Raw genomic sequence first — 23261 nt, forward strand, 5'->3', positions numbered from 1 at the left:
CTTCTGGTATGGCGCTGTAGCTGTGGGAGGGGCGGTGCGACGATTCGACTTGCTCCCGATGGCGGCCTTAGGGCCGACCAGGATGCCGGATCAAACCGAGTACATATCCGTTATTTAGGTAACGGCCACTTAGGGTTCCGCTCTTACAGCGGCTCACTTTTGGAAGGACCCAAAAGTAAGCAAAAGGTCCTCGCCCCATCACTCGGCACCTCGCTCAGGCTCGGTGTGCCCGTAATCCGACAGGGATTTGGGGGGCCGCCGCCACGCGCCATCCATGGCGCGGGGCGGCTAAACCGGCATCCCTGCCGGTTTACCCCCCAAATCCCTGTCGAATTCCGGCCAGCGTGGTTTAACGGGGCGCCCAAGATCAAAAACAGATCAAGAGCGGCTCGCTTCGCATCGTGGTTACTGGTGACTGCTACGAAGTTGTGTAGATACCCATGCTCATCGGGGGCAAGCCCCCTCCCACATTTGATGTGTGAATACATTCAAAAGTGGGAGGGGCTTGCCCCCGATGGCGGTCTTCAGTTCACCACTGAGGCCGGTGCGCGCCCAATTCCCCTGCCGGCAAATCCCACTGCAACGGCGTGCCACTGATGCTCAGCGGCGCCAGTAACCGATGGGCCTGGCCCCAGGTGGTCTGCTCTACCACCAAGCCTTGATCATTGATGTCTTCGCCGCGCAACGCTGCCTGCTGCGGCACCTGCCCTGCGTCCACCAGCAACTTGGCCGTGCGCGCCAGTGACAACCGCGCCGAACCGCCCCGACCTGACGCAAACCGCTCGCTCAAGGCCTGGATCGCACTGGCGGCCATCAGGTAACCGGTAGCGTGATCCAGCGCCTGCACCGGCAGCGGCACGGGCTTATCCGCTTGCTTGCAGGCCATGCCCGCCTCGGCGATCCCGCTGCTCATCTGCACCAGGCTGTCAAAACCGCGACGGTTACGCCACGGGCCACTCCAGCCATAGGCATTGAGGCTGACGTCAATCAGGCCGGGGGCGATATGTTGGCGCTCGCCGAGGGTGTAACCCAGCTGTTCCAGTGCATCGGCGCGGTAACCATGGAACAGTACGTCGGCGTCCTTGAGCAAGGCTTCGAATACCTGCCGGCCTTCAGGGCTTTTCAGGTCGAGGCGGGCACAGCGCTTGCCCAGGGTCATTTCCGGTACCACGCCCGGTTCGTTCCAGGTTGGCGAATCGATGCGCAGTACATCTGCACCCAATCCGGCGAGGAAACGACTGGCCACGGGGCCGGCCAATACGCGGGTCAAGTCCAGCACCTTGATACCCGCCAGCGGGCGCGCAGGTGAGCCAAGCCAGGGTTTGTCGATACCAGGGTCGAAGACCTGACGCTGTATCAACTCTTCGGCATTCACCGCCAAGCCTTGCGGATGCTGCTGCCAGGCTTGCCACGTACGCATCTGCGCCGCACAACCGCCGGCGTCGACAATGGCCTGTTCCAGTTCTGCGGCGTTCCATGTAGCGACTTTGATCGCCATCTCGGCGCGGTCGGCCACAGGCCCAAGCACCCGTTCGGCCGCTGCACGGTGATGGGGTGCGTTGGTGTGCAGACGAATCCAGCCCTCGGCGCTGGCGTAGTCACCGGCCACTGGGTCCCACAGCGGCGGTACTTGCCAACCCACTGGGCGAATCGACGAAGAAAACCACAGCGAGGCGAGACGCCGATCCACGCTGACGCTGGGCAGCCGCCCGGTCTGTTGCTGGATCAACTGGGCAACAGCCTGGCCAGCGGCGCCGATGCTGGCGACGGCCAGGTCGGTCACGGCGAAGGACGAGGGCAGCGCGCCTGCCGAGGTCTCGGGCAGCGCAATGTGCGGTAAATCGAGTGCAGCTTGGATGGGAGTCAGCAGGTCAGTCATCTAAGGCCCTCCGTAAGAGAAGGGCCACTATAGAAGAACATCACACCGGTGTGGCAGCCCCTGGGACCAAGGGCAGTTCGATGCTGGCGACAAAACCGCCGTCGGGATGATTGGCCAGGATCAGGGTGCCGCCATGGCGCTCGGCAGCACGGCGGGCGATGGCCAGGCCCAGGCCATGACCTTGCGCAGTCTGGCCCGGCGCACGGTAAAACGGCTCGCCCAGTTGGCCCAGGTGTTCGGTTTCAACGCCGGGGCCGTGGTCGCGTACGCTGATCAGAATGCGCCCGTTTTGATGCTGGGCCTGCAATTGAATCGGTTGGCCGGCCGGGTTGAAGCGTTGGGCATTGCGCAGAAGGTTATCCACGGCGCGCTCGATCATGGTCGGCCAGCCCTTGAGCCGCAGGTCGACGTCGGTGCTGAGGTGCACCACTTGCTCGGGCGCGCCGAGCTGGGCGTCCTTTTGCAGGGTCTTGAGCAATGGGTTGAGGTCAATGTCTTCGGCGCTGGCGTTGTCGGCGTCGACCCGCGCCAGGACCAGGATTTCGCTGATCAAGGCTTCCAGGCGGTCGCATTCGCGGGTCAGGCGCGGCCAGAGTTTTTCCCGCTCTTCGGGGCTGGCGCGCTCGGCCAGGGCCAGGGCGATACGCAAGCGTGCCAGGGGCGAGCGCAGTTCGTGGGACACGTCGCGCAGCAACTGGCGCTGGCTACCGATCAGGCTTTGCAGGCGCGCGCCCATGCGGTTGAAGTCATTGGCCAACACACCGAATTCGTCGCGCCTGTTGGCCAGTTGCGCCAGGCTGTTTTGTTGATAGGTGGTTTGCCCCAGGTCATGCACCGCGCCGCGCAGGCGGCTGAGTGGGCGGGTGATGGACAAGGTCACCAGCAGGCTGAACAGGGTCAACACCACCAGGGTGATTGCCAGGGCACTGAGTGGCCACAGCAGGCTACTGCGGTGCCAGGCTTCCAACTCCGGGTGGGGAATGCGGTAGATCAGCAGGTAGGTGTCGCCGGTTTTGTCGCTGGTGTACTCGGCGGTCAGGCGCCGCCAGGGCAGGTGGCCGTCCTGGCTGTCATTCTGCCGGGCTTCAAAGGCGGCGGCGCGACGCGGGAAGGTACCGCGCACCACCGGCTCACCGCTCTCGTTAAGCACTTGCACATCGATGTGGTACTGGCGTTTGCGCTGTTGCAGCAAGTCCTGGGCGGCGTCCTCACCCTGGGCTTCGTAGAGTTGCGTCCACTCTTGCGCCAGGTTGTTCAGGCCTGGGTGGCGGCTGAGAATCCAGGCGTCCTGGTTGAGCATATGCCCAAGCAGAATCGACAACCCGCCAACCAGGGCGATGGCCAGCCAGAAACTCGCCAGGATACGCCAGAACAATGAACGCACAGGAAACCCTCAAACAGGAAAAGCCCAGTGGTGTGAACCACTGGGCCGTAGGCATTACGTTTGCATTATTGCGCTTTTTGCGCTTGCTGGGCTTTCCATTCCTGGAATTGCTTCCACTCGGCGCGGCGCTCGGCTTGCTTTTTGACGATCTCGTCGTATTGCTTCTGCTGGTCAGGCTTGAGCACGGCGCGGATATTGGCCTGGGTTTTCTGCTTGCCGGCGGCGATCTCGTCCTGCATGGCTTTCTGGTCAGCGGCCGGGAGTTTGTCCAGGTACTTTTGGGTCAGGTCTTTGCGAGCGTGCCATTGGTCACCCATCAGCTTGCGGATCTGCTCACGCTGTTCCTTGCTCAAGTCCAGCTGGCTGAACGGGCCGCCTTTACCACGCGGGCCGTGTTCACCGTGGCCCGGGCCGCCCATCATGTGGCCTTCGTGGCCGCCCATCGGGCCTGGGCCTTCAGGCATGGCCATGGCAACGGTAGGCAGTGCAGCGGCGAGCATCAAAGCGATAAGGGTCTTGCGCATGGTGATTCTCCTGTCTCTATTCCGGTGAGTCCGGATGTGAGTAGGTTACGCAGCGCAAGGTCAGCCGCCGTCAGCGGAGGGTAAAGATTTGGTAAGGCTGCCTCTAGAGGCTGTAGTAGTAGCCGCGACTGCGCAGCGCCACGATCCGCGGCCGGCCATCCGGGTGCGGGCCGATCTTTTTGCGCAGGTTGCTGACGTGCATGTCCAGGCTGCGATCGTAAAGGGTCAACTTGCGACCCAGGGCGATCTGCGCCAGTTCCTGTTTATCGAGGGGCTCGCCGGGCTGGCGCAGCAAGGCTTCGAGCAGGCGGCTTTCGGAGACGGTCAGGGTGAACTCCTGGTCATCGATGCTCACCACGCCGCGCACCGGGCTGAAGCACAGGTCGCCCAGCTCAAGCTGGGTCGAGACCGCGGTCGGGTGGCTGCGGCGCAATACGGCACGCAGGCGGGCGGTCAGTTCGCGCGGATCGCAAGGCTTGGCCAGGTAGTCGTCGGCGCCCAGCTCCAGGCCGAGGATGCGGTCCAGGGGTTCGCCCCGCGCCGAGAGCATCAGCACCGGCAGTTCCGGGTGGTCGTTGCGCAGTTGCTTGAGCAGCTCCAGGCCGCTGCCGTCGGGCAGCATCACGTCGAGCACCACCGCCGCCGGGGCGGCTTCGGCCAAGGCTTTGCGGGCGCTCAGGCCATCGTGGCAGGCGCGCACCTGGAAGCCTTCCTGGCTCAACCAACTGCTCAGCAGCTCACAGAGCTCCTGGTCATCATCTATCAGTAACAGCTCGCTCATGACTCACTCGATTTAGCCATTGTCGACGGCGACGACCCCACCGGTGCCGCCGTGAGCCATTAGGAGTGCGCCGAAACGATTAGGTTCGACGCAGCCGGGTTCAAGGCAGGACTTGCTTGAACGGCTTGATCACCACATCAGCGTAGACGCCTGCTGCGACATAGGGGTCGGCCTTGGCCCAGGCCTGGGCGTCGGCCAGGGAGGCGAACTCGGCGACAATCAGGCTGCCGGTGAAACCGGCGTCGCCCGGGTCATTGCTGTCGACCGCCGGGTGCGGGCCGGCCAGTACGATACGGCCTTCGGCTTGCAGCTGTTTAAGGCGCTCGACGTGGGCGGGGCGTACGCTCAGGCGTTTTTCCAGCGAGTTGGCAATATCGGTGGCAATGATGGCGTAGAGCATGTCAGTCCTCGGTTTTCGGCGTGGTAGGCGCGGTGTCATGCAGGTGACGCGACAGGTAGATCCCTTGGCCGATCAGGAACAATACGGTCATGCCCAGGCTACCGAACACCTTGAAGTCGACCCAGTAGTCCTGGAAGGTAAAGGCCACGAACAGGTTGGCGGCACCGCAGAACAGGAAAAACACGATCCAGGCCACGTTCAGGCGCACCCACACCGGTTCCGGCAAGGTCAGCGCGTGGCCCATGATCCGCTTGATCAGCAGGCGGTCACCGATGAAGTGGCTGCCGATAAAGACCAGGGCAAACAGCCAGTTGACCACCGGGGCTTTCCATTTAAGGAAGGTTTCGCTGTGGAAGGCCAGGGTCAGTCCGCCAAAGACCAGGCAGGCGATAAGGGTCAGCCATTGGCTTTTTTCCAGCTTGCGCTGGGAGATGAAGATGGCGCCGTAGACCACGATGGAGCTGATGATCAGTACGGCAGTGGCACTGTAGATACCCCCGAACGACAGCTCGTGACCGGCGATTTCGATGACCCTGGGGTCGAGTTTGGTAACGATGAAAAACAGCAACAGCGGGATGAAGTCGATGAATTGTTTCACAGTAAGAGCCAGAAGCTGGATGTGGCGGCATAATAACAAACATCCTTGGTTGCGATAGCGCCAGCTGACTTGAGGTTACATACCCACGTGAATGTTGATTTGCACTGCCACAGCACGGCCTCCGACGGCGCCCTGGCGCCCGCGGTACTGGTTGCGCGTGCGTTTGAAAAAGGCGTGCAAGTGCTGGCGTTGACCGACCACGACACCCTCGAGGGTCTCGATGAAGCCCGCGAAGCCGCGCATTCTTTGGGCATGCAACTGGTCAACGGGGTGGAATTGTCCTGCACCTGGGGCGGCGCCACCATTCATGTACTTGGCTACGGTTTCGATCAGAATGCCCCGCCGTTGGTGGCGGCCATTGCCCAATTGCACGATGGCCGCTGGCTGCGGTCCGAAGAAATAAGCCGCAAGCTCAGCCTTAAAGGTATGCCCGGCGCCCTCGACGGCGCTCGTGCCATCCAGCAGGAACTGGGGGACAGCGGCAACGCACCGGCCCGTCCGCACTTTGCTGACTGGATGGTGCGCGAAGGCTATGTCAAGGATCGCGCCGAAGCCTTTCGCAAATGGCTGGGGGCCGGCAAGTTGGGCGATGTGAAGCTGCATTGGCCGACCCTGGAAGACACCGTCCAGACTTTGCGGGCTTCCGGGGCCTGGGTCAGCCTGGCGCATCCCTGGCATTACGATTTCACCCGCAGCAAGCGCCGCAAGCTGATCAGCGACTATATTTGTGCGGGTGGCCACGCGATCGAGGTGGTCAACGGGCATCAACCGGCGGAACAGGTCGGCAGCCTGGCGATCCTTGCTCGCGAATTTGGTCTGCTGGTCAGTGCCGGCAGTGATTTTCATGGCCCAGGCGGCTGGTCCGAGATTGGCGAGTATCGCCAGGTCCCGGAAGATCTGCCGCTGTTGTGGGGGCGATTCAAGCATGACCCCATTATTGCCACCGTCTGAACAGGTAGAGCACGTGAGTCAATTCTTCCAGATTCATCCGGAAAACCCTCAGGCGCGCCTGATTAAACAGGCCGTGGAGATCATCCGAGCCGGCGGCGTGGTGATCTATCCAACTGATTCGTCCTACGCCATCGGTTGCCAGATCGGCGACAAAGGCGCGGTCGAGCGTGTAAGGCGCCTGCGCCAGCTGGACGACAAGCACAACTTCGCACTGATTTGCAGCGACTTGTCTCAACTGGGCCTGTTCGCCAAGGTCGACACCGGTACGTTCCGCCTGCTCAAGGCCCATACGCCGGGGCCTTATACCTTCATTCTCAATGCCACCCGCGAAGTGCCGCGCCTGTTATTGCACCCCAAGAAGCGCACCATCGGCCTGCGCGTGCCGGAACACCCGATAGCCCTGGCGCTGTTGGCCGAGCTGGGTGAGCCGCTGATGAGCGTGTCGTTGATCCTGCCCGGTGAAACCGAACCGTTGTACGACCCTTACGAAATGCGGCGCCTGCTGGAAAAGCATGTCGACCTGATCATCGATGGCGGCTACGGCGGCAACAAAGCCTCGACGGTGATCAACCTGGCTGACGGCGAGCCTGAAGTGGTGCGTGTGGGCTGTGGCGATCCGGCGCCATTTATGGTCGAGGCCTGAATGTCGGCCGTGGAAACCGCTGATCCCCAGGCCGGCGCCCAGCAGGAACTGCCGTTCGCCATGGTCTATGGCCAGGCGGTCATGGAAATGCCCCTGGACCTGTACATTCCACCGGATGCCCTGGAGGTCTTCCTGGAAGCCTTCGAAGGCCCGCTGGACTTGCTGCTGTACCTGATCCGCAAGCAGAACATCAATATCCTCGACATCCCGGTGGCAGAAATCACCCGTCAGTACATGGGCTACGTCGAGCTGATGCAGTCGGTGCGCCTGGAGCTGGCCGCCGAGTACCTGGTGATGGCCGCCATGCTCGCCGAGATCAAGTCGCGCATGTTGTTGCCGCGTTCGGAGACCGTCGAAGCCGAAGAGGATGACCCGCGCGCCGAACTGATCCGCCGCTTGCAGGAGTACGAACGCTTCAAGGCCGCCGCCGAAGGCATTGACGGCCTGAGCCGCGTGGGCCGTGATGTGGTGGTGCCCAAGCTCGACGCACCCGAGGCCCGTGCGCGCAAATTGCTGCCGGACGTGAGCCTGGAAGAATTGCTGATGTCCATGGCCGAGGTGCTGCGCCGTGGCGATATGTTTGAAAGCCACCAGGTCAGCCGCGAAGCGCTGTCTACCCGCGAGCGCATGAGTGATGTGCTGGAGCGCCTCAAGGGTGGTGGGTTTGTGCCGTTTGTCGAGCTGTTCACCGCCGAAGAAGGCCGACTAGGTGTGGTGGTGACCTTTATGGCGATCCTCGAACTGGTCAAGGAATCCTTGGTCGAGCTGGTGCAGAATGAGCCTTTTGCGGCTATCCACGTGCGGGCGCGAGCCGAATAACGAGCTGAATCGATGAATCTGACTGAACCCCGCGAACTGGCACCCTTGCTGGAGGCCTTTCTCCTGGCCTCGGGTAAACCGCAATCCCTGGAGCGCCTGTTCGAACTCTTTGAAGAAGCTGAACGCCCGGAGCCGCCGGTATTCAAGAAGGCGCTGGAGATCCTGCGCAAGTCCTGCGACGGCCGTGCCTTTGAGTTGCGCGAAGTGGCGTCGGGTTATCGCCTGCAGATCCGTGAGAAGTTTTCGCCGTGGGTGGGGCGCTTGTGGGAAGAGCGGCCGCAGCGTTATTCGCGGGCAATGCTGGAGACCATGGCGCTGATCGCCTATCGCCAGCCGATTACCCGTGGCGAAATCGAGGACGTGCGTGGTGTGGCGGTCAACAGCCATATCGTCAAGACCCTGCTGGAGCGCGAGTGGATCCGCATCGTGGGTTACCGCGACGTGCCCGGCAAACCGGCGATGTTCGCCACCACCAAGGTGTTCCTCGATCATTTCAACCTGAAGAACCTCGACGACCTGCCGCCCCTGGCTGAACTGCGCGAAATGGAGGCCGAGCCGGTGCTCGACTTCGACGATGCGCCGGTGCCGCAAAGCCTGCAGGAACTGGCCGATGCCAGCGCCGAGCCGGAGGAGCCCAAGGACGAAACCAGCTTCCATACGCTGCTGTTGGAGCTCGATGATATGGAGCAAGGGATCAAGACTGATTTTGACGACCTGTTGCGTGATGCTGCCGACGAGCCGCAGACCGAGGTGAACGTTGAACCCGAGCCCGAAGTCGAAGAAGACATCCTCGGCGTCGCCGATGCCCGGGAAAAACTGCTGGCCGCCGTCGCCGCCCTGGAACAGCCGCCGCTGAGCGACGAAGAAGACGAAGCCCGGGCGCTGGCCGAAGCCATCGAAAACGAACGCCGCCAACTCGAAGACTGACGCAATAAAAACTGTGGGAGGGGGCTTGCTCCCGATAGCGGAGTGTCAGGCAGCAGATGCATCAACTGATCCACTGCTATCGGGAGCAAGCCCCCTCCCACATTGGATCTCCACTGTCTGGGAGAAAACATGAGTTCCACCAAAGACCCGTGCATCAGCATCTGCAAGTTCGCCGACGACATCTGCGTCGGCTGTGGCCGCAGCAAGCGCGAAATCCGTGCCTGGAAGAAGCTCGACAAAGTCGACAAGCGCACGGTGCTGGCTGAAGCCGAGCTGCGATTGCTGGCGCTGGGTGCCACCGGTCGGCGGAAAAGCAAATGACTTGGACGTTATCGACTAGTCTGTGATGCGCAACACGCGCCATGCGCGTATGATTCGCGACCCCTTGCCGACCTATTCGGCCAAGGCCCCGCTTTCAAGACCCCTCAGGCCAGGCCTGAATCGACCCACCGGGAGGTGCTTACGATGAATGACCAAGACCAGAAAGACCAGGAAATCGGCCCAGCAGGCGAAAAGCTGCAAAAAGTGCTGGCGCGTATCGGCGTGGGCTCGCGCCGCGACGTCGAAGCCTGGATTACCCAGAAGCGCATCAAGGTCAACGGCGTCGAGGCTACCCTCGGCCAGCGCGTCGACCTGCACGATGCAATCACCATTGATGGCAAGGTGATCAAGCGTGAAGAGGCCGCCGAATCGGTGCGCCGCGTGATCATGTACAACAAGCCCGATGGCGAAATCTGCACCCGTGACGACCCGGAAGGCCGTCCGACCGTGTTCGACAAGATGCCCAAGCCCAAGGAAGGCCGCTGGATCAACATCGGTCGTCTGGACATCAACACCACCGGCTTGCTGATGTTCACCACTGACGGCGAACTGGCCAACCGCCTGATGCACCCGTCGTACGAGATGGATCGTGAATACGCCGTGCGTGTACGCGGTGAAGTCGATGACGAGATGATCGAACGCCTCAAGGCCGGCGTGGTGCTGGAAGACGGCCCGGCCAAGTTCACCGACATCAAGCAGGCGCCAGGCGGCGAAGGTTTCAACCACTGGTACCACTGCGTGGTGATGGAAGGGCGTAACCGTGAAGTGCGTCGCCTGTGGGAGTCCCAAGGGCTGGTGGTCAGCCGCTTGAAACGCGTGCGTTTTGGCCCGGTGTTCCTGAACTCCGACCTGCCGATGGGCCGCTGGCGCGAAATGAGCCAGTACGAAGTCGACATCCTCAGCGCCGAAGTTGGCCTGACGCCGGTCGCCATGCCGCAGATGAACGCCAAGAGCAAAGACAAGCTTGAGCGTATGCAGCGTAAATCGTCGCGCCCTGTTGCGCGTACCGAGCGCGTGGCTCGCACCCTGCGCCCGGCGCTGAATGCACCGGCAACCGGCGGTCGTATTTCTCGCGAGCCGCAGATCGAAGGTGAGCGTCGCCCAACCGCACCGTCCCGCCAGGAAGGTGATCGTGCACCACGCACACCGCGCCCGGCCCGTGGCGAAGCGCCAAGCGGCGGTCGCAGCAACCGTGGTGAAGCCGATCGCCCGGCCGACAATGCCAGTACCAAGCGTCCAGCCAAGCCAGCGGCGAACAAGCGCCCTGGCCCGAAACTGGTAGCTGATGAGCCGTCGGGCAAGCGCCGTGGCGCCCCGGCAGGTTCGGGTCAGCGTCCTGGTTTTGGTCGCAAGAAGCCGCAGTGATGCGTTAAGCGCTGCATAAAAACGCCAACCCTAGGGTTGGCGTTTTTTTGATCTGAATTTGAAATGCAATCAACTGTGGGAGCTGGCTTGCCTGCGATAGCGGTGTGCCAGTCACCTTTGTGCTAACTGACCCACCGCTATCGCGGGCAAGCCCGGCTCCCACAGGGATATCTACACGTCTGATGATCTTTTAAAAGGCAAAGGAGCCATCAAACACCGGCTTGTCATCCAGCGCCAACACCCCACTGGCAAAGATCAAATCCAAGTGATGACTGCCTTTCTGCCCGCCGCCCAGGCCCAGGTGCAGCCCGCAATGGCGCTCCTCGAACCCGGCATTGCGCGCATACAGATCCTTGACCCCTTCGTTGGTGCCAATCCCTAGCTCCTCCACCCGACGGTTGGACGGGTTGGCATTCAGGTACTTGTTGAAATCATCCGCCAGCCCCGGCACGTCGCTGGCCACGCTGCAAATGGTCGAGTTCTCGATCCACAATTCCAGCGGTGATTGCAGCACGCCGTATTTGCGCGCAAACGGAATAGTGCTGAGGAAGGTACCGACAAACCGCACCTGGCCGTTGATGGCTTCACTGTGGGTGGCGATTTCGCCGGGGGCCAGGTCGTGGTTGCCGACGCCGTTGATATTGGTCCACTTCTTGATGCTGCTCATCGGCGCTTCAAGACGTGAACCGTGCTTGTCGGTAAAGCTCAGTACATTGGCCTGGGACATGCGTCGGATCAGCGTGGCGTTAAGGTCGGCAATACGCTGTGGCTCGACGCTGAAGGTGTCGTAGAAGTAATCACCATAATCCTTGAATAGCAGGGATTTCTTCCAGTGCTCGGCCATCACGCCGTGCAGGGCGCGGATAAAGTCCGGGCCTTCGGCGCGTGGGTTGGGCAGGGTGGAGGAGTCGTAGAGAAACAGGTACAGGTCACAGTCTTCGATGGCTTGCACCAGGGCTTCGCTGGGAGCCAGGTCCAGGCGTTGCAACTGGAAGTTGAAGCGGGCGGCGCTGCCGTGGGTGATTGCCTGGGCGATGGCGTCGTAGCGTTCGGTATGGCCCAGCAGCACGGTGGGGCGACTCAGGCCGCTGAGGGCTGGGTGGTGTGCGAGGTAGTAGAGAAAGTGTTCGACGGCGCGGGCCTTGTCCATGACGGGTGTCCTTCTGTGCCTTGGGTAAGGGGGCAGGTGCCGTGCACAGCACCTGCCGGATGCCTGCCGGGTATTAGAAAGGCCACATCGCGGTGCCGAAAGGCACAACGGCATCGGCTTGCATCATTTCAACGGCGGCCTCATGGGTCGGCGCTTCAAACCAATCGTCGAGTTGCAGTTCGGTTTCCAGGTCTTTTTCCAGTGCTTGCATGGTGTATCTCCTAGAGGACGTTGATTGAGAACGGCTTGCCCGCGGGCTTCGTGGGCAAGTGGAAAGAACCTAGAAGAGAGTGTTTCAAAATGCAAAAAAAATATTGACACGGTTTCATTTGGATTTTTTCTTCTGTTTTTGGCGAGCTATTTTTTATTCAGAAAAAACAGCGTATTGGCTGAACCGTTTATTCAGAAAATCCCCACTGACAATTTTCCGTTGGCTGTCCATAAAACCTGGCTGTAACGCAGTGTTTCCGCATTGTAACGATAAGTTTACGAATTTGCCCCGGGAGTCTTGGGCGACCTGTAGCTGTAAGGATTGGCTGACAGTTTGTCGCGTGCACTCTGTTGGGGCGTGCCGAAGCTGTCGAGCGGTGTACAATGCGCCGCGTTTTACTGTGACCCCCCTTGCGTACCCACGCAAAAGGCCAAGACCTCAGGGTTCGATCCCCCTGATCATTCCGCCTGGCCACGAGCCGGACGGGTTCGATTTCGTCACAGATAAAAACAAACAGGTGACGTATGACCATTAGAAAGACGCTGTACTCCTGGTGCCTGCGCTGGGGTTTGAACGGCGCTGCTTGAGTTGGTAATTCAAGGCAGCAACCTGCATTCATATCCTCAAACCTTGCGTGAGACCCTTTCATGAGTGGAACCCATTCCTCTTCAGGCGAGCTGAAACGCGGCCTGAAAAATCGGCATATCCAGTTGATCGCCCTCGGTGGCGCCATCGGTACCGGCCTGTTCCTGGGCTCGGCCGGGGTGCTCAAATCCGCCGGCCCGTCGATGATCCTGGGCTATGCCATCTGCGGCTTTATCGCCTTCATGATCATGCGCCAGCTCGGCGAGATGATCGTCGAAGAGCCGGTAGCCGGTTCGTTCAGCCATTTTGCCCACAAATACTGGGGCGGTTTCGCCGGCTTTCTGTCGGGCTGGAACTGCTGGATTCTTTACATTCTGGTGGGTATGTCGGAGCTGACCGCTGTCGGCAAATACGTGCACTACTGGTGGCCGGAGATCCCGACCTGGGTGTCTGCGGCGGCTTTCTTCGTGCTGATCAACGTGATCAACCTGGCCAACGTCAAGGTCTTCGGTGAAGCCGAGTTCTGGTTTGCCATCATCAAGGTGGTGGCAATTGTCGGCATGATTGCCTTGGGCAGCTACCTGCTGGTCAGTGGCAGCGGCGGCCCGCAAGCCTCGGTGAGCAACCTGTGGGACCACGGCGGGTTTTTCCCCCATGGTGTTGGCGGGTTGGTGATGGCCATGGCGATCATCATGTTCTCGTTCGGCGGCCTGGAAATGCTTGGTTTTACCGCCGCCGAAGCCGATCAACCACGCACCGTGATCCCCAAGGCGATCAATCAGGTGATCTACCGCATCCTGATTTTCTACATCGGTGCCCTGGTGGTGCTGTTGTCGTTGACGCCGTGGGACAGCCTGCTGGCGACTCTCAACGCCTCCGGCGATGCCTACAGTGGCAGCCCGTTCGTGCAGGTATTCTCGATGCTGGGCAGCAATACCGCCGCGCATATCCTCAACTTCGTGGTGCTGACGGCGGCGCTGTCGGTGTACAACAGCGGCACCTACTGCAATAGCCGCATGTTGCTGGGCATGGCCGAGCAGGGCGACGCGCCCAAGGCCCTGGCGAAGATCGACAAGCGTGGCGTGCCGGTGCGCTCGATCCTGGCCTCGGCGGCGATAACCCTGGTGGCGGTGCTGATGAACTACCTGATGCCCCATAACGCGCTGGAACTGCTGATGTCGCTGGTGGTGGCCACGCTGGTGATCAACTGGGCGATGATCAGCTTCTCGCACTTCAAGTTCCGCCAGCACATGAATCGCACCGGCCAGGTGCCGCTGTTCAAGGCGCTGTGGTATCCGTATGGCAACATTATCTGTGTGGCGTTCGTGGTGTTTATCCTGGGCACCATGTTGATGATTCCAGGCATTGACCGCTCGGTGTACGCGATCCCGGTGTGGGTGGCGTTCATGGGGGTGTGTTACTGGATCAAGAACAAGCGGGCGCAGCAGTCCGTGGATATGGCGGTCCCCGCGGTGAAGTAAGCGTCAATGTTGTTAAGCAGACCCGGCCTTGTGCCGGGTTTGTTGTTTGAGGGGATGGCCAAGGTGCATTCGCGTATCCTAGGGCTTCTTCCGGAGGACCGTGTTACTCATGCTGGTGATTTCCAATAACGTACAGCTGCCCGATGCCGAGATCGAGCTGACCGCCATTCGCGCCCAGGGTGCCGGTGGTCAGAACGTCAACAAGGTGTCGAGCGCAGTGCACCTGCGTTTTGACATTCCTGCCTCGTCCTTGCCGGAGTTCTACAAGGAGCGCCTGCTGGCGCTGCGCGACAGCCGTATTACCAGCGAAGGTGTGCTGGTGCTCAAGGCCCAGCAATACCGTACCCAGGAGCAGAATCGTGCCGATGCGTTGGAGCGCCTGGTGGAGTTGATCCAGAGCGCCACCAAGGTCGAGAAAAAGCGCCGTCCGACCAAGCCCACCCTGGGGTCCAAGAAGCGCCGCCTGGAGTCCAAGACCAAGCGCGGCAGCATCAAGGCCGGGCGTGGCAAGGTCGACTTCTAGGCCTCGCGTGTTTCCCGGGCCTTGGGTGCCTGGCGGTACAGGTACAGACTCAGCAGCAAACCGGCGGCGGCGGCGAGGGCGGCGAACAGGAAGATCGATGCAAAGCCGAAACCTGCTGCCACGGCGCCCGCCAGTGGCCCGGTGATGCCCAGGGACAAGTCGATAAACAGCGAATAGGCGCCTACCGCCGAGCCACGGCTGGAGGCGGGCACCAGGTTGACCGCCTCCACGCCCAGCGCCGGAAATACCAGGGAAAAGCCGAAGCCGCTCAACGCCGCGCCAGCCAGCGCCAGTTGGGCATCCGGCGCCAGCCACAGCAACAGCAGGCCGAGGACTTCCACCGACAGGCAGGCAATCGCGACGCGAAAGCCGCCAATGCGGTTGATCAAATTGCCAAACAGCAAGCGTGCGCCGATAAAACTGGCGCCGAACAGGCTCAAGGCCCACACCGCGTTATCCCAGTGCTGGGTGGTGTAATACAGGGTGATAAAGGTGGCGATGGTGCCAAAGCCGATGGAGCCCAGCGCCAGCGCGCAACCGTGTGGCAACACGCGGCCCAGCACATTCATGAACGGCAGACGTACGCCGGGTACAATCGGCGCGGCTTGTTTTTTCCAGGCCAACAACACGCCCAGCACGGCGAGCAGAATGATGCTCACGCCCATGCTCCACAGCCCGAACCGGCTGACCAACAGCACCCCCAATGGTGCGCCGACCGCCAGCGCGCCGTAGCTGGCGATACCGTTCCAGGAGATGACTTTGGCGGTGTTCGCCGCGCCAACGCGGCCGATGCCCCAGCCGATCGCGCCTGAACCCACCAGGCTTTCGGCGCTGCCCAGCACCAGTCGACCGATCAACAGGCTGCCCAGGCTCACTGCCGGCAGGCTGGAAAACCACGCCGCCAGCAACATGAACACGCCACTTGAACCGCAGCCCACCAGGCCAATCAGCACGGCGCGCTTGCTGCCCAGGTTGTCGATAATCTTGCCGGCATAGGGGCGGCTCAACAGGGTCGCCAGGTATTGCACGCTGATGACCAGCCCGGCGATCACGGCGCCATAGCCCAATTGGCTATGCACATAGCCCGGCAGTACAGCCAGGGGGATGCCGATATTCAGGTAGCCGATAAAGGTAAACAGCACGATGGAAACGACTTGCAGCGTGACGGCCATGGGTCGCTGGGTATCTGGCATGGGAGAGGTCCACTGTCGCAGCAGGTAAAGATAGGCTGCTAATGATACCGGCGCGCAGGCCGGGCAGGGCGGCAAAAATGTAAAACCTCGGATCAAAGATGCATCAGGCTTGGGCGGGAGCCAGCAATTGAGTCGTCACCAGGGCTGCCAGGGCATTTTCCTGGGTGCCGAAGCGCTTGAGCAGTGCGGCTTGCTTGTCTGCACTGAGGCGGTTCCAGACTTCGACCATCTGCAAGGCAGCGTCGAGCACGGCGGCATCCGGCGTATCGGGAAGGGTTGTGGTCATGATGAGCGTCTCGAATGATTCAGGCAGTGTGGAAAGCGCTCAAAGGTGCGCTTTCCACACGGTCTGGTACGGCGTCAGTCTTGGCGTTTGCTGTCGACTGGTTTTGCTTCTTTGGTCGCAGGCTGCTTGTTGCTGGCCTGCTGCGGTGTTGGCTGCTCGGTTGGGTGCAGGCTTGGGAAGGGGAGATTAGGTATCTCGTGCATCGTCGTCGCTCCTCGCAAGGTCTGTTTTCAATCGCAGGTGATTGCGCGCTCTCAAAAAGCCTTGGCAGGATACAGCACCGTAAATGACAAAAAGACTTTTATCTCGGCGGATGCACAATTTTTCATACTTGCGACGCAAGTGACATGAGGTCACACCTAGGGGCGTTCTCAATTAGTTTCCCCGCCGCGTTGTCGCCCGGCGCGACGGGGAAACTAATTGAGAACGCCCCCTAGAACGGTACCTTGCCCAGGATCATGTCGCGGTACATCACGAAATCCCCCAGCAAGCTATAGAACGGGTGCTGAAAGGTCGCCGGACGGTTCTTTTCGAAAAAGAAGTGGCCAATCCAGGCAAAGGTGTAGCCAGCGATTGGCAAGGCCAGCAACAGGAGCAGTGACCCCCGGCCTATGGCGTACGCGAGGATACCGATCACCAGGGTGGTGCCGATGAAATGCAAGCGCCGGCAGGTGCTGTTGCCATGTTCGCTCAGGTAGTACGGGTAAAACTCGGCAAAGCTGTTGAATTTCCTGGTGTTTTCCACGGTGGCCGGCCCTCTGGTTGTTGTGCCGCCCAACAGGTGTTCGGCGGGGAGCTTATTTGAGTCTAGAGTGATCAGTGGTATCAGCCAGTGACAATAGATGCCACTTTAGTATCCTTGGCTTCCTGGCTGCCGTTTGAGCCTGCTTTCAATAAGAAGACGCCATGAGCGAACGAACAACTTCTGCAAGCTGGGCGATGGGGATAGTCAAGGCGTTGGAAATGGACGGCCTGGATTGCCGTGCGTTGTTCAAGCAACTGGGCCTGGACTATGCCGCCCTCAGTGACCCGGACGCGCGTTTTCCCCAGGATTCCATGACCCGCCTGTGGCAGCGGGCGGTGGAGGTGTCAGGCAACCCGGCGATTGGCTTGAACATGGGCAAGGTGGTGCGGCCGGCCTCGTTCCATGTTGCCGGTTATGCACTGATGTCCAGCAACACTCTGGCTGAAGGCTTTATGCGATTGGTGCGCTACCAGCGCATCATCGCCGAAAGCGCCGACTTGAGCTTCCGACTCTTACCCGAAGGCTATGCGTTGATTCTGACAGTGCATGGCGATCATCTGCCGCCGACCCGGCAAAGCGCCGAAGCCTCGCTGGCCAGTGCGCTGGCGCTGTGCGGCTGGCTTACCGGGCGCACCCTGCAACCGCGCAAAGTGCTGCTGCAGGGCGATCAACCAGCGGACCTGGCGCCGTACAAACAGGCCTTCCATGCGCCGCTGCAATTCAATGCGCCCTATGACGCGCTGATCTTCGAGCAAGCCGACATGGATGCACCGCTGCCCACGGCCAACGAGGCCATGGCGCTATTGCATGATCGTTTTGCCGGTGAATACCTGGCGCGTTTCTCTGAAAGTCGCGTCACCCACAACGCGCGACAGGTGTTGTGCCGCCTGTTGCCCCAGGGGGAGCCCAAGCGCGAAGCGGTGGCCCAGACACTGCATCTGTCCCAACGTACCTTGCAAAGACGTTTGCAGGAGGAGGGCACCAGTTTCCAGGCCTTGCTCGATGACACCCGCCGCGAGCTGGCCGAGCAATACCTGGCGCAGCCAAACATGACCTTGCTGGAAATTGCCTACCTGCTGGGGTTCGCCGACCCGAGCAACTTCTTCCGCGCGTTTCGCCGCTGGTTCAATGCCACGCCCGGCGAGTACCGGGCACGGCTGCAGGAAATGTCGTCGGTCAGTGGCGCCAAAATGCCGGAATACACAGCACAAACACGGTAATGATCTCCAGTCGACCCAGCAGCATGCCCAGCGACAGAATCCACTTGGCTGCATCCGGCAGGGTGGCGAAGTTGCCGGCCGGGCCGATGGTTTCACCCAGGCCCGGGCCGACGCCGGACACGGTGCTGGCGGCACCGGTCAGCGCGGTCATCCAGTCCACGCCCAGCAGTGACAAGGCCAGGGCGATGGTGCAGATGGTAATGGCAAAGAAAAATGAAAAGGTCAGGATCGACCGCACAATTTCTTCGTCGAGGCGATGACCGTTGTACTTTTGCTTGATCACCGCACGTGGGTGGATCAACTGGTTCAAGTTGGCCTTGAGCAGGATATAGGCGACCTGGAAACGGAAGATCTTGATGCCGCCGGCCGTGGAGCCCGAGCAGCCGCCGATAAAGCCCAGGTAAAAGAACAGCATCAGTGAGAAGTTGCCCCACAGGCTGTAGTCCCCCAGTGCAAATCCGGTGGTCGTCATTACCGAAGTCACATTCAGCGCCACATGGCGCAAGGCATCGAGCCAATGCAGGTCGGTGGTCCACCAGTACCAGGTGCCGAGCACCAGCCAGGTCACGAGCAATAGGCCGAGCAAGCCTTGCACCTGCTGGTCCTTGATCAGCGCTCGACGGTTGCCGCGCAACGTGGCCACATACAGGGCGAACGGCAAGCTGCCGAGGATCATCACCACCACCGCGACCCAGTGCACGGCCGGTTGTTTCCAGTGCGCGAGGGACTCATCCGAGGTGGAGAACCCGCCGGTGGAAATCGCCGACATTGCGTGGTTGATCGCATCGAACAAACCCATTCCGGCCCACCAGAATGCCAGGCTGCCGAGGATGGTGATGCCCACATACGCCGCCACGATCAGCCGCGCCACCATGTGCGAGCGGGGCATGACCTTTTCCGAGCGGTCCGAGGATTCGGTCTGGAACAGGCGCATACCTCCAATACGCAGCAGCGGCAGGATCGCCACCGCCATGCCGATAAAGCCGATACCGCCGAGCCAGTGCAGCAGCGAACGCCACATCAGGATGCCCGGCGACATGCTGTCCAGGCCGCTCAGCACGGTGGAGCCGGTGGCGGTGATGCCGGACATGCTTTCAAAGAACGAGTCGGTGTAGCTGATGTGCTGGGTCAGCAAAAAGGGCAGGGCGGCGAAGATGCACACCACCACCCAACTGCTGACGGTCAGCAGGTACATGTCCCGGGGGCGCAAGTGCACATGCTCCGGGCGACCGGGGATGACCAGGGCCAACCCGGCGATAAAGGTGATCAGGCTGGCCCACAGGAATGAGGGCAGGTCGCTGGTGCGTTCGAAGATCACCAGGGTGGCCATCGGGATGACCATGGCGACGGCAAGGGTGATCAGGAAGATGCCGATGATGAAACCGATGATACGTAGGGTCGGCAACGCCATGAAGTTCGCTCGGGTGATTGGGCAGAGGCGCCATTCTACCGACGGTGCTGGGCATGTAAACCAGAGTGCTTGAGGTTATACGCAGCAAAATGTGGGAGGGGCGGTGCGACGGTTCGACTTGCTCCCGATAGCAGCTGATCAGAGCAGAATGTATCTGCTGATCCACCGCTATCGGGAGCAAGTCGAACCGTCGCACCGCCCCTCCCACAAGGTCGCCTTTTTCAGTACCGCAGGGATCAGAACTCGTGATCAGCGCTGTCCGGGTTCAGGTCACCGATGCCCAGCTTGCCGGCAGCGGCCTCGATCGAACCGGTCTGCTTGACCAGGGCGGCAATCGCGTCGCGTACGATCTGGTTGCCCTTGTCGTTGCCTGCGGCGATCAACTGGTCGTAGTGCTCGCCGGCGTTGGCGCGGTCGACCATGACCTGGATCTTCGCTTCGGTTGCCGCCAGGTCCGCCTTGAGGGCGGCATCGGCAGCCGGATCGGCCTTGGCTACCAGGGACGACAGGCTGGCGCCGGTCAGCTTGGTGCCGTCAACGCGGGTGTATTCACCCAGATAAACGTTGCGGATGCCCTTGGCGTCGTAGAACTGCGAGTTGTGGGTGTTATCGCTGAAGCAATCATGTTCGTCTTCCGGCGAATTGGCTTCCAGGGACACCTTCATGCGCTCGCCGGCCAGCTCGCCCAAAGACAGGCTGCCCATGCCGAACAGCATTTTACGCAGGCCGTCGGTAGCCGGATCCGACTCCAGGGTGGCGCGGTAGTTGTCTTCGACGTTGGGTTTCCAGTTGCCGACCATTTCTTCCAGGTCGCTGACCAGCAGTTGAGTCACTGCGCGCAGGTAAGTGCGGCGGCGCTCATTGTGACCGCCGGTGGCACCGTCACCCGTCAGGTAGTCAGAGGCCGGACGGTTGCCCGCGCCTGGGCCGGTGCCGTTGAGGTCCTGGCCCCAGAGCAGGAATTCGATGGCGTGGTAGCCGGTGGCAACGTTCGCCTCGGAACCGCCCAGCTCATTGAGGCTGGCGAGTTTTTCCGGGGTGATTTCCTTGACGTCGATCTTGTCTTCGCCGACCTGGATCTCGCTGTTGGCAATGATGTTGGCGTTGGCGCCCGGGTTACCCAGGGCATGCTCGTAGGACTTGTCGACGTAGTCGATCAAGCCTTCGTCCAGGGGCCAGGCGTTCACTTGACCTTCCCAGTCGTCGATGATGGTGTTGCCGAAGCGGAACACTTCACTTTGCAGGTACGGGACGCGCGCGGCGATCCAGGCGGTACGGGCCGCTTTCAGGGTTTCGTCGTTCGGGTTGGCGAGGAAGGTATCGACCGCGGTCTGCAGGGTTTTTGCGGTGGATTCGGCATCGCTGTATACCGCAAACACCATGTCTGCGTAGTGCGCGACAACCGCCTTGGCGGCTGCTTCGTCGACCTGGCCGGCAGCCGGTGCGGTTGTGCTGGCGGCGGCGGGTGCTTGAGGCGCGGCGGCCTTGTCTTTACCTTCGCCACAACCGGCGAGAGAAATGGCAATGGCCAGCAGACTGGCGGTGGCCAGGGGCATACGAATCATGGCGAACATCCTGCTTCGAGTGTGAATAGGGCGCGCGGGGAGCGCAAAAGCTGCGACATAATGCGAAAGATTTGCATTTTGTGTAAAGGCTTATACGCGGGAAATATTTGGTATTGGTTGGTTAATTCACAGACTCACCGCGCTATTGCGCTCGGACTGCTTCAAATAAGCCGCCAACTCCCGCGCCTGCAGCGGTTTGCTGTAGTGATAACCCTGACCCTCATGGCAGCCTTCGGAGATGATGTACGCCTCTTGTTCGGCGGTCTCCACGCCTTCGGCAATTACTTGCATACCCAGGCTTTTGCCCAGTTGGATAATGGCGCGCACGATCGTTGCGTCATCGTCATCATCCTGCAGGTCCTGGACGAAGCTTTTGTCGATCTTGATCTTGTCCAGCGGCAAGCTTTTCAGGTAGCTCAGGGATGAATAACCGGTGCCGAAGTCATCAATGGCGATCAGCGCCCCGGAGCGACGCAGGCTCAGCAGGTGCTGGGCGGCGGTGCTGATGTCTTCCATCAGGCCGGTCTCGGTCACTTCCAGTTCCAGGCTGCGGGGCGGCAAGCGATAGATCTGCATCAGGTTGTTGACCACCCGCGGCAACTCGGTGTGGTGCAGTTGCACGGTGGACAGGTTGACGGCGATGCGCAGCGTGGTGAAGCCCTGATCGTGCCATTCGCGCAGTTGCCGGCACGCCTGGTCCAGCACCCATTCGCCGATCGGGATGATGGTGCCGTTCTGTTCCGCCAGCGGAATAAACAGATCCGGCGGTACCAGGCCGTGTTCCGGGTGTTGCCAGCGCAACAGGGCCTCTACGCCGACTACGCGATGGTCGCGGTAGCTGATTTGCGGCTGGTACACCAGGTGGAACTGGTCGCGGCTCAGCGCATCGCGCAGGTCCTTTTCCAATTCGCGGCGCCGGCGCATTTCGCTGTCGACGCTGGCGATGTAGAACTGATAGCGGTTGCGCGAGCGGCTCTTGGCCAGGGTCATGGTCTGCTCGGCTTTTTGCAGCAACTTCTCGGTGCTGTCGCCATCTTCAGGGAATAGCGTGATGCCGATGGTGGCACGCAGCCTGATCAGGTCATGCTCAAGTGCGAACTCCGCCTCCAGGTCATCCAAAATGCTTTGCGCCAGTTCGGCGGCTTCGTAAGGCTGGTCGATATCGGCCTGCACCAGGGCGAACTGGTCGCCGCCCAAGCGGGCAAGCGTGCCGAGGCGTCCGCTGTGGGCGCGCAGGCGATCGGCCAGGGCCAGTAGCAGTTTGTCGCCGGCCTGGTAGGTGAATTGTTCGTTGACGCTCTTGAAATCATCCAGCCCAACGCACAAGACCGCCACCCGGCGCTGCCTGCGGCCGGCGTCAGTGAGGATCTTGTCCAGCTGTTCCTGCAGCTTCTGGCGGTTGGGCAGGCCGGTCAGGAAGTCATATTGGGCCATGCGCAACAGGCTGGATTCGGCCTCGTGGCGCAGGTGGGTATTGCGCTCGATGGACTCGAGCAACTGGTTGGCGGTGTTTATCCACTGCCCCAGTTCGTTGCGTTCGTGGCCCTTGAGCTGAGGGATCTTGTGTGCGCTGGGGCGGTCCGGGTTGATCGATGTCAGGTGCTGGATAATCCGTGACAGCGGTTTGGTCAGCATCCAGTGATACACCAGGTACAGCACCAGCCCCATGGCCAGGGCGCGCAATACGCCCGAGATAAAGATGATGACCGAGCTGACCAGAAAACCTCTGCCATAGGTGGCGGTATCCAGGGTGATACTGAGGTCGCCGTAATATTCGCTGTAGGGGCCTTTGCCGACCAATGCGGTGGTAAAGGAGCGTTCCTGGCCCAGAATCAGGTCGGTCAACCAGCGGCTGGGGGATTGCTGTAACGCGCGGCTTTTTTCCGCCAGCATGGTCTCGTTGGGATGACCGATGGAGGCCATGCGCACGGCGTCGTCCTGGAACAACCCTTCGATCACTTGCATACCCATCTCGCGGTCCAGGCTGTAGACGGCCTGGGTCGAGGGGTCGCGAAACATGTCGAGGATACGTTGCGCATCGCCAGCCACAGCCTGGCGCGTCTTGTAGGCATCAAAAACAATCTGCGCCACGCTCAACGCCACGCCGACGATCAAGGCCGACAGCAGCACAACCCGTAGCAACTTCACCGACAAGCTGTTTTTGAGTTCCAGCTTCAAAGGGGCATTCCTTGTCTCATGCGGGTGGCCGTCAATATGCCATGAGTATTGGCAATCTGAGGATGGCAGTCAAAGGGACATTGGGGGCTGAGCTCAATTGAGGTTTGAGCTGGATAAACGC

The 23261-nt window shown here is 60.9% G+C and carries 23 protein-coding genes; 9 read left to right on the forward strand and 14 right to left on the reverse strand.

Annotation, left to right across the window (positions count from 1 at the left end; genetic code table 11):
* Positions 1 to 529: 529 nt before the first annotated feature.
* The 6 genes from JH25_RS06715 to JH25_RS06690 form a co-directional block, all read right to left on the reverse strand.
* The gene (locus tag JH25_RS06715; protein ID WP_032879727.1) at positions 530 to 1879 is read right to left on the reverse strand and encodes a CoA transferase; all 1350 of its coding nucleotides are present in this window, start codon (positions 1877 to 1879) and stop codon (positions 530 to 532) included.
* Positions 1880 to 1919: 40 nt separating this feature from the next.
* Positions 1920 to 3263, reverse strand: a complete 1344-nt coding sequence (locus tag JH25_RS06710; RefSeq protein ID WP_032879728.1) for a sensor histidine kinase — start codon at positions 3261 to 3263, stop codon at positions 1920 to 1922.
* 65 nt (positions 3264 to 3328) lie between these two features.
* Positions 3329 to 3787 (reverse strand): hypothetical protein, encoded by a 459-nt coding sequence (locus tag JH25_RS06705; RefSeq protein WP_005790823.1) that lies wholly within the window; start codon positions 3785 to 3787, stop codon positions 3329 to 3331.
* A 103-nt stretch (positions 3788 to 3890) separates the two neighbouring features.
* Complete coding sequence (locus tag JH25_RS06700) at positions 3891 to 4568, reverse strand: response regulator transcription factor (RefSeq protein WP_032879729.1); 678 nt, start codon at positions 4566 to 4568, stop codon at positions 3891 to 3893.
* A 100-nt stretch (positions 4569 to 4668) separates the two neighbouring features.
* Positions 4669 to 4968, reverse strand: coding sequence for a YciI family protein (locus JH25_RS06695; protein WP_005790820.1), 300 nt, complete (start codon positions 4966 to 4968; stop codon positions 4669 to 4671).
* 1 nt (position 4969) lies between these two features.
* Positions 4970 to 5566, reverse strand: a complete 597-nt coding sequence (locus tag JH25_RS06690; protein ID WP_005790819.1) for a septation protein A — start codon at positions 5564 to 5566, stop codon at positions 4970 to 4972.
* An 87-nt stretch (positions 5567 to 5653) separates the two neighbouring features.
* Here JH25_RS06690 and JH25_RS06685 point away from each other — a divergent pair, with 87 nt between their 5' ends.
* From JH25_RS06685 to rluB, 6 genes are all read left to right on the forward strand, one after another.
* Positions 5654 to 6517, forward strand: coding sequence for a PHP domain-containing protein (locus JH25_RS06685; RefSeq protein WP_032879730.1), 864 nt, complete (start codon positions 5654 to 5656; stop codon positions 6515 to 6517).
* A 13-nt stretch (positions 6518 to 6530) separates the two neighbouring features.
* On the forward strand, positions 6531 to 7160 hold the full coding sequence (locus JH25_RS06680; RefSeq protein ID WP_003193796.1) for an L-threonylcarbamoyladenylate synthase: 630 nt from the start codon (positions 6531 to 6533) through the stop codon (positions 7158 to 7160).
* A 120-nt stretch (positions 7161 to 7280) separates the two neighbouring features.
* Complete coding sequence (locus JH25_RS06675) at positions 7281 to 7979, forward strand: segregation and condensation protein A (protein ID WP_164365898.1); 699 nt, start codon at positions 7281 to 7283, stop codon at positions 7977 to 7979.
* 12 nt (positions 7980 to 7991) lie between these two features.
* A complete protein-coding gene (scpB, locus tag JH25_RS06670; RefSeq protein WP_032879731.1) occupies positions 7992 to 8906 on the forward strand; it encodes an SMC-Scp complex subunit ScpB in 915 nt (304 codons plus the stop codon).
* A 129-nt stretch (positions 8907 to 9035) separates the two neighbouring features.
* A complete protein-coding gene (locus JH25_RS06665) occupies positions 9036 to 9227 on the forward strand; it encodes a DUF1289 domain-containing protein (RefSeq protein WP_032879732.1) in 192 nt (63 codons plus the stop codon).
* A 144-nt stretch (positions 9228 to 9371) separates the two neighbouring features.
* Positions 9372 to 10592 carry a 23S rRNA pseudouridine(2605) synthase RluB gene (rluB, locus tag JH25_RS06660; RefSeq protein ID WP_005790814.1) on the forward strand — a complete coding sequence of 407 codons (1221 nt, stop codon included), beginning with the start codon at positions 9372 to 9374 and terminating at the stop codon, positions 10590 to 10592.
* A 190-nt stretch (positions 10593 to 10782) separates the two neighbouring features.
* Here rluB and JH25_RS06655 read toward each other — a convergent pair whose 3' ends face one another.
* Complete coding sequence (locus tag JH25_RS06655) at positions 10783 to 11742, reverse strand: hypothetical protein (protein WP_032879733.1); 960 nt, start codon at positions 11740 to 11742, stop codon at positions 10783 to 10785.
* A 73-nt stretch (positions 11743 to 11815) separates the two neighbouring features.
* Positions 11816 to 11953, reverse strand: a complete 138-nt coding sequence (locus JH25_RS28745; protein WP_003237751.1) for a hypothetical protein — start codon at positions 11951 to 11953, stop codon at positions 11816 to 11818.
* A 647-nt stretch (positions 11954 to 12600) separates the two neighbouring features.
* On the opposite strand from JH25_RS28745, the gene JH25_RS06645 reads away from it, so the two are divergent.
* Both JH25_RS06645 and arfB read left to right on the forward strand, forming a co-directional pair.
* Positions 12601 to 14019 carry an amino acid permease gene (locus tag JH25_RS06645; protein WP_032879735.1) on the forward strand — a complete coding sequence of 473 codons (1419 nt, stop codon included), beginning with the start codon at positions 12601 to 12603 and terminating at the stop codon, positions 14017 to 14019.
* A 109-nt stretch (positions 14020 to 14128) separates the two neighbouring features.
* The gene (gene arfB / locus JH25_RS06640) at positions 14129 to 14542 is read left to right on the forward strand and encodes an alternative ribosome rescue aminoacyl-tRNA hydrolase ArfB (RefSeq protein ID WP_003193787.1); all 414 of its coding nucleotides are present in this window, start codon (positions 14129 to 14131) and stop codon (positions 14540 to 14542) included.
* On the opposite strand, the gene JH25_RS06635 is transcribed toward arfB, so the two are convergent.
* The 3 genes from JH25_RS06635 to JH25_RS06625 all read right to left on the reverse strand — a co-directional run bounded on the left by JH25_RS06635 (position 14539) and on the right by JH25_RS06625 (position 16766).
* The gene (locus JH25_RS06635; RefSeq protein ID WP_032879736.1) at positions 14539 to 15735 is read right to left on the reverse strand and encodes an MFS transporter; all 1197 of its coding nucleotides are present in this window, start codon (positions 15733 to 15735) and stop codon (positions 14539 to 14541) included. The two genes, arfB and JH25_RS06635, sit on opposite strands and share 4 nt — an antisense overlap.
* Positions 15736 to 15838: 103 nt before the next feature.
* Positions 15839 to 16021, reverse strand: coding sequence for a hypothetical protein (locus JH25_RS06630; RefSeq protein WP_032879737.1), 183 nt, complete (start codon positions 16019 to 16021; stop codon positions 15839 to 15841).
* A gap of 433 nt (positions 16022 to 16454) precedes the next feature.
* Positions 16455 to 16766, reverse strand: coding sequence for a DUF962 domain-containing protein (locus tag JH25_RS06625; protein ID WP_005790802.1), 312 nt, complete (start codon positions 16764 to 16766; stop codon positions 16455 to 16457).
* Between the two features lie 161 nt (positions 16767 to 16927).
* Between JH25_RS06625 and JH25_RS06620 the strand changes: the two genes are divergently transcribed.
* Positions 16928 to 17986, forward strand: a complete 1059-nt coding sequence (locus JH25_RS06620) for an AraC family transcriptional regulator (protein WP_032879739.1) — start codon at positions 16928 to 16930, stop codon at positions 17984 to 17986.
* Here the strand turns inward: JH25_RS06620 and JH25_RS06615 are convergent.
* The 3 genes from JH25_RS06615 to JH25_RS06605 form a co-directional block, all read right to left on the reverse strand.
* A complete protein-coding gene (locus JH25_RS06615; protein ID WP_032879741.1) occupies positions 17943 to 19397 on the reverse strand; it encodes a TrkH family potassium uptake protein in 1455 nt (484 codons plus the stop codon). The two genes, JH25_RS06620 and JH25_RS06615, sit on opposite strands and share 44 nt — an antisense overlap.
* Positions 19398 to 19633: 236 nt before the next feature.
* A complete protein-coding gene (locus tag JH25_RS06610; protein WP_032879743.1) occupies positions 19634 to 20962 on the reverse strand; it encodes an imelysin family protein in 1329 nt (442 codons plus the stop codon).
* A 126-nt stretch (positions 20963 to 21088) separates the two neighbouring features.
* Positions 21089 to 23140: a putative bifunctional diguanylate cyclase/phosphodiesterase gene (locus JH25_RS06605; protein WP_032879745.1), complete on the reverse strand. Its 2052-nt coding sequence runs from the start codon at positions 23138 to 23140 to the stop codon at positions 21089 to 21091.
* Positions 23141 to 23261: the final 121 nt, after the last annotated feature.

Origin of the sequence: Pseudomonas sp. BRG-100 (genome assembly GCF_000737955.1) — a bacterium.
Classification (GTDB): domain Bacteria; phylum Pseudomonadota; class Gammaproteobacteria; order Pseudomonadales; family Pseudomonadaceae; genus Aquipseudomonas; species Aquipseudomonas synxantha_A.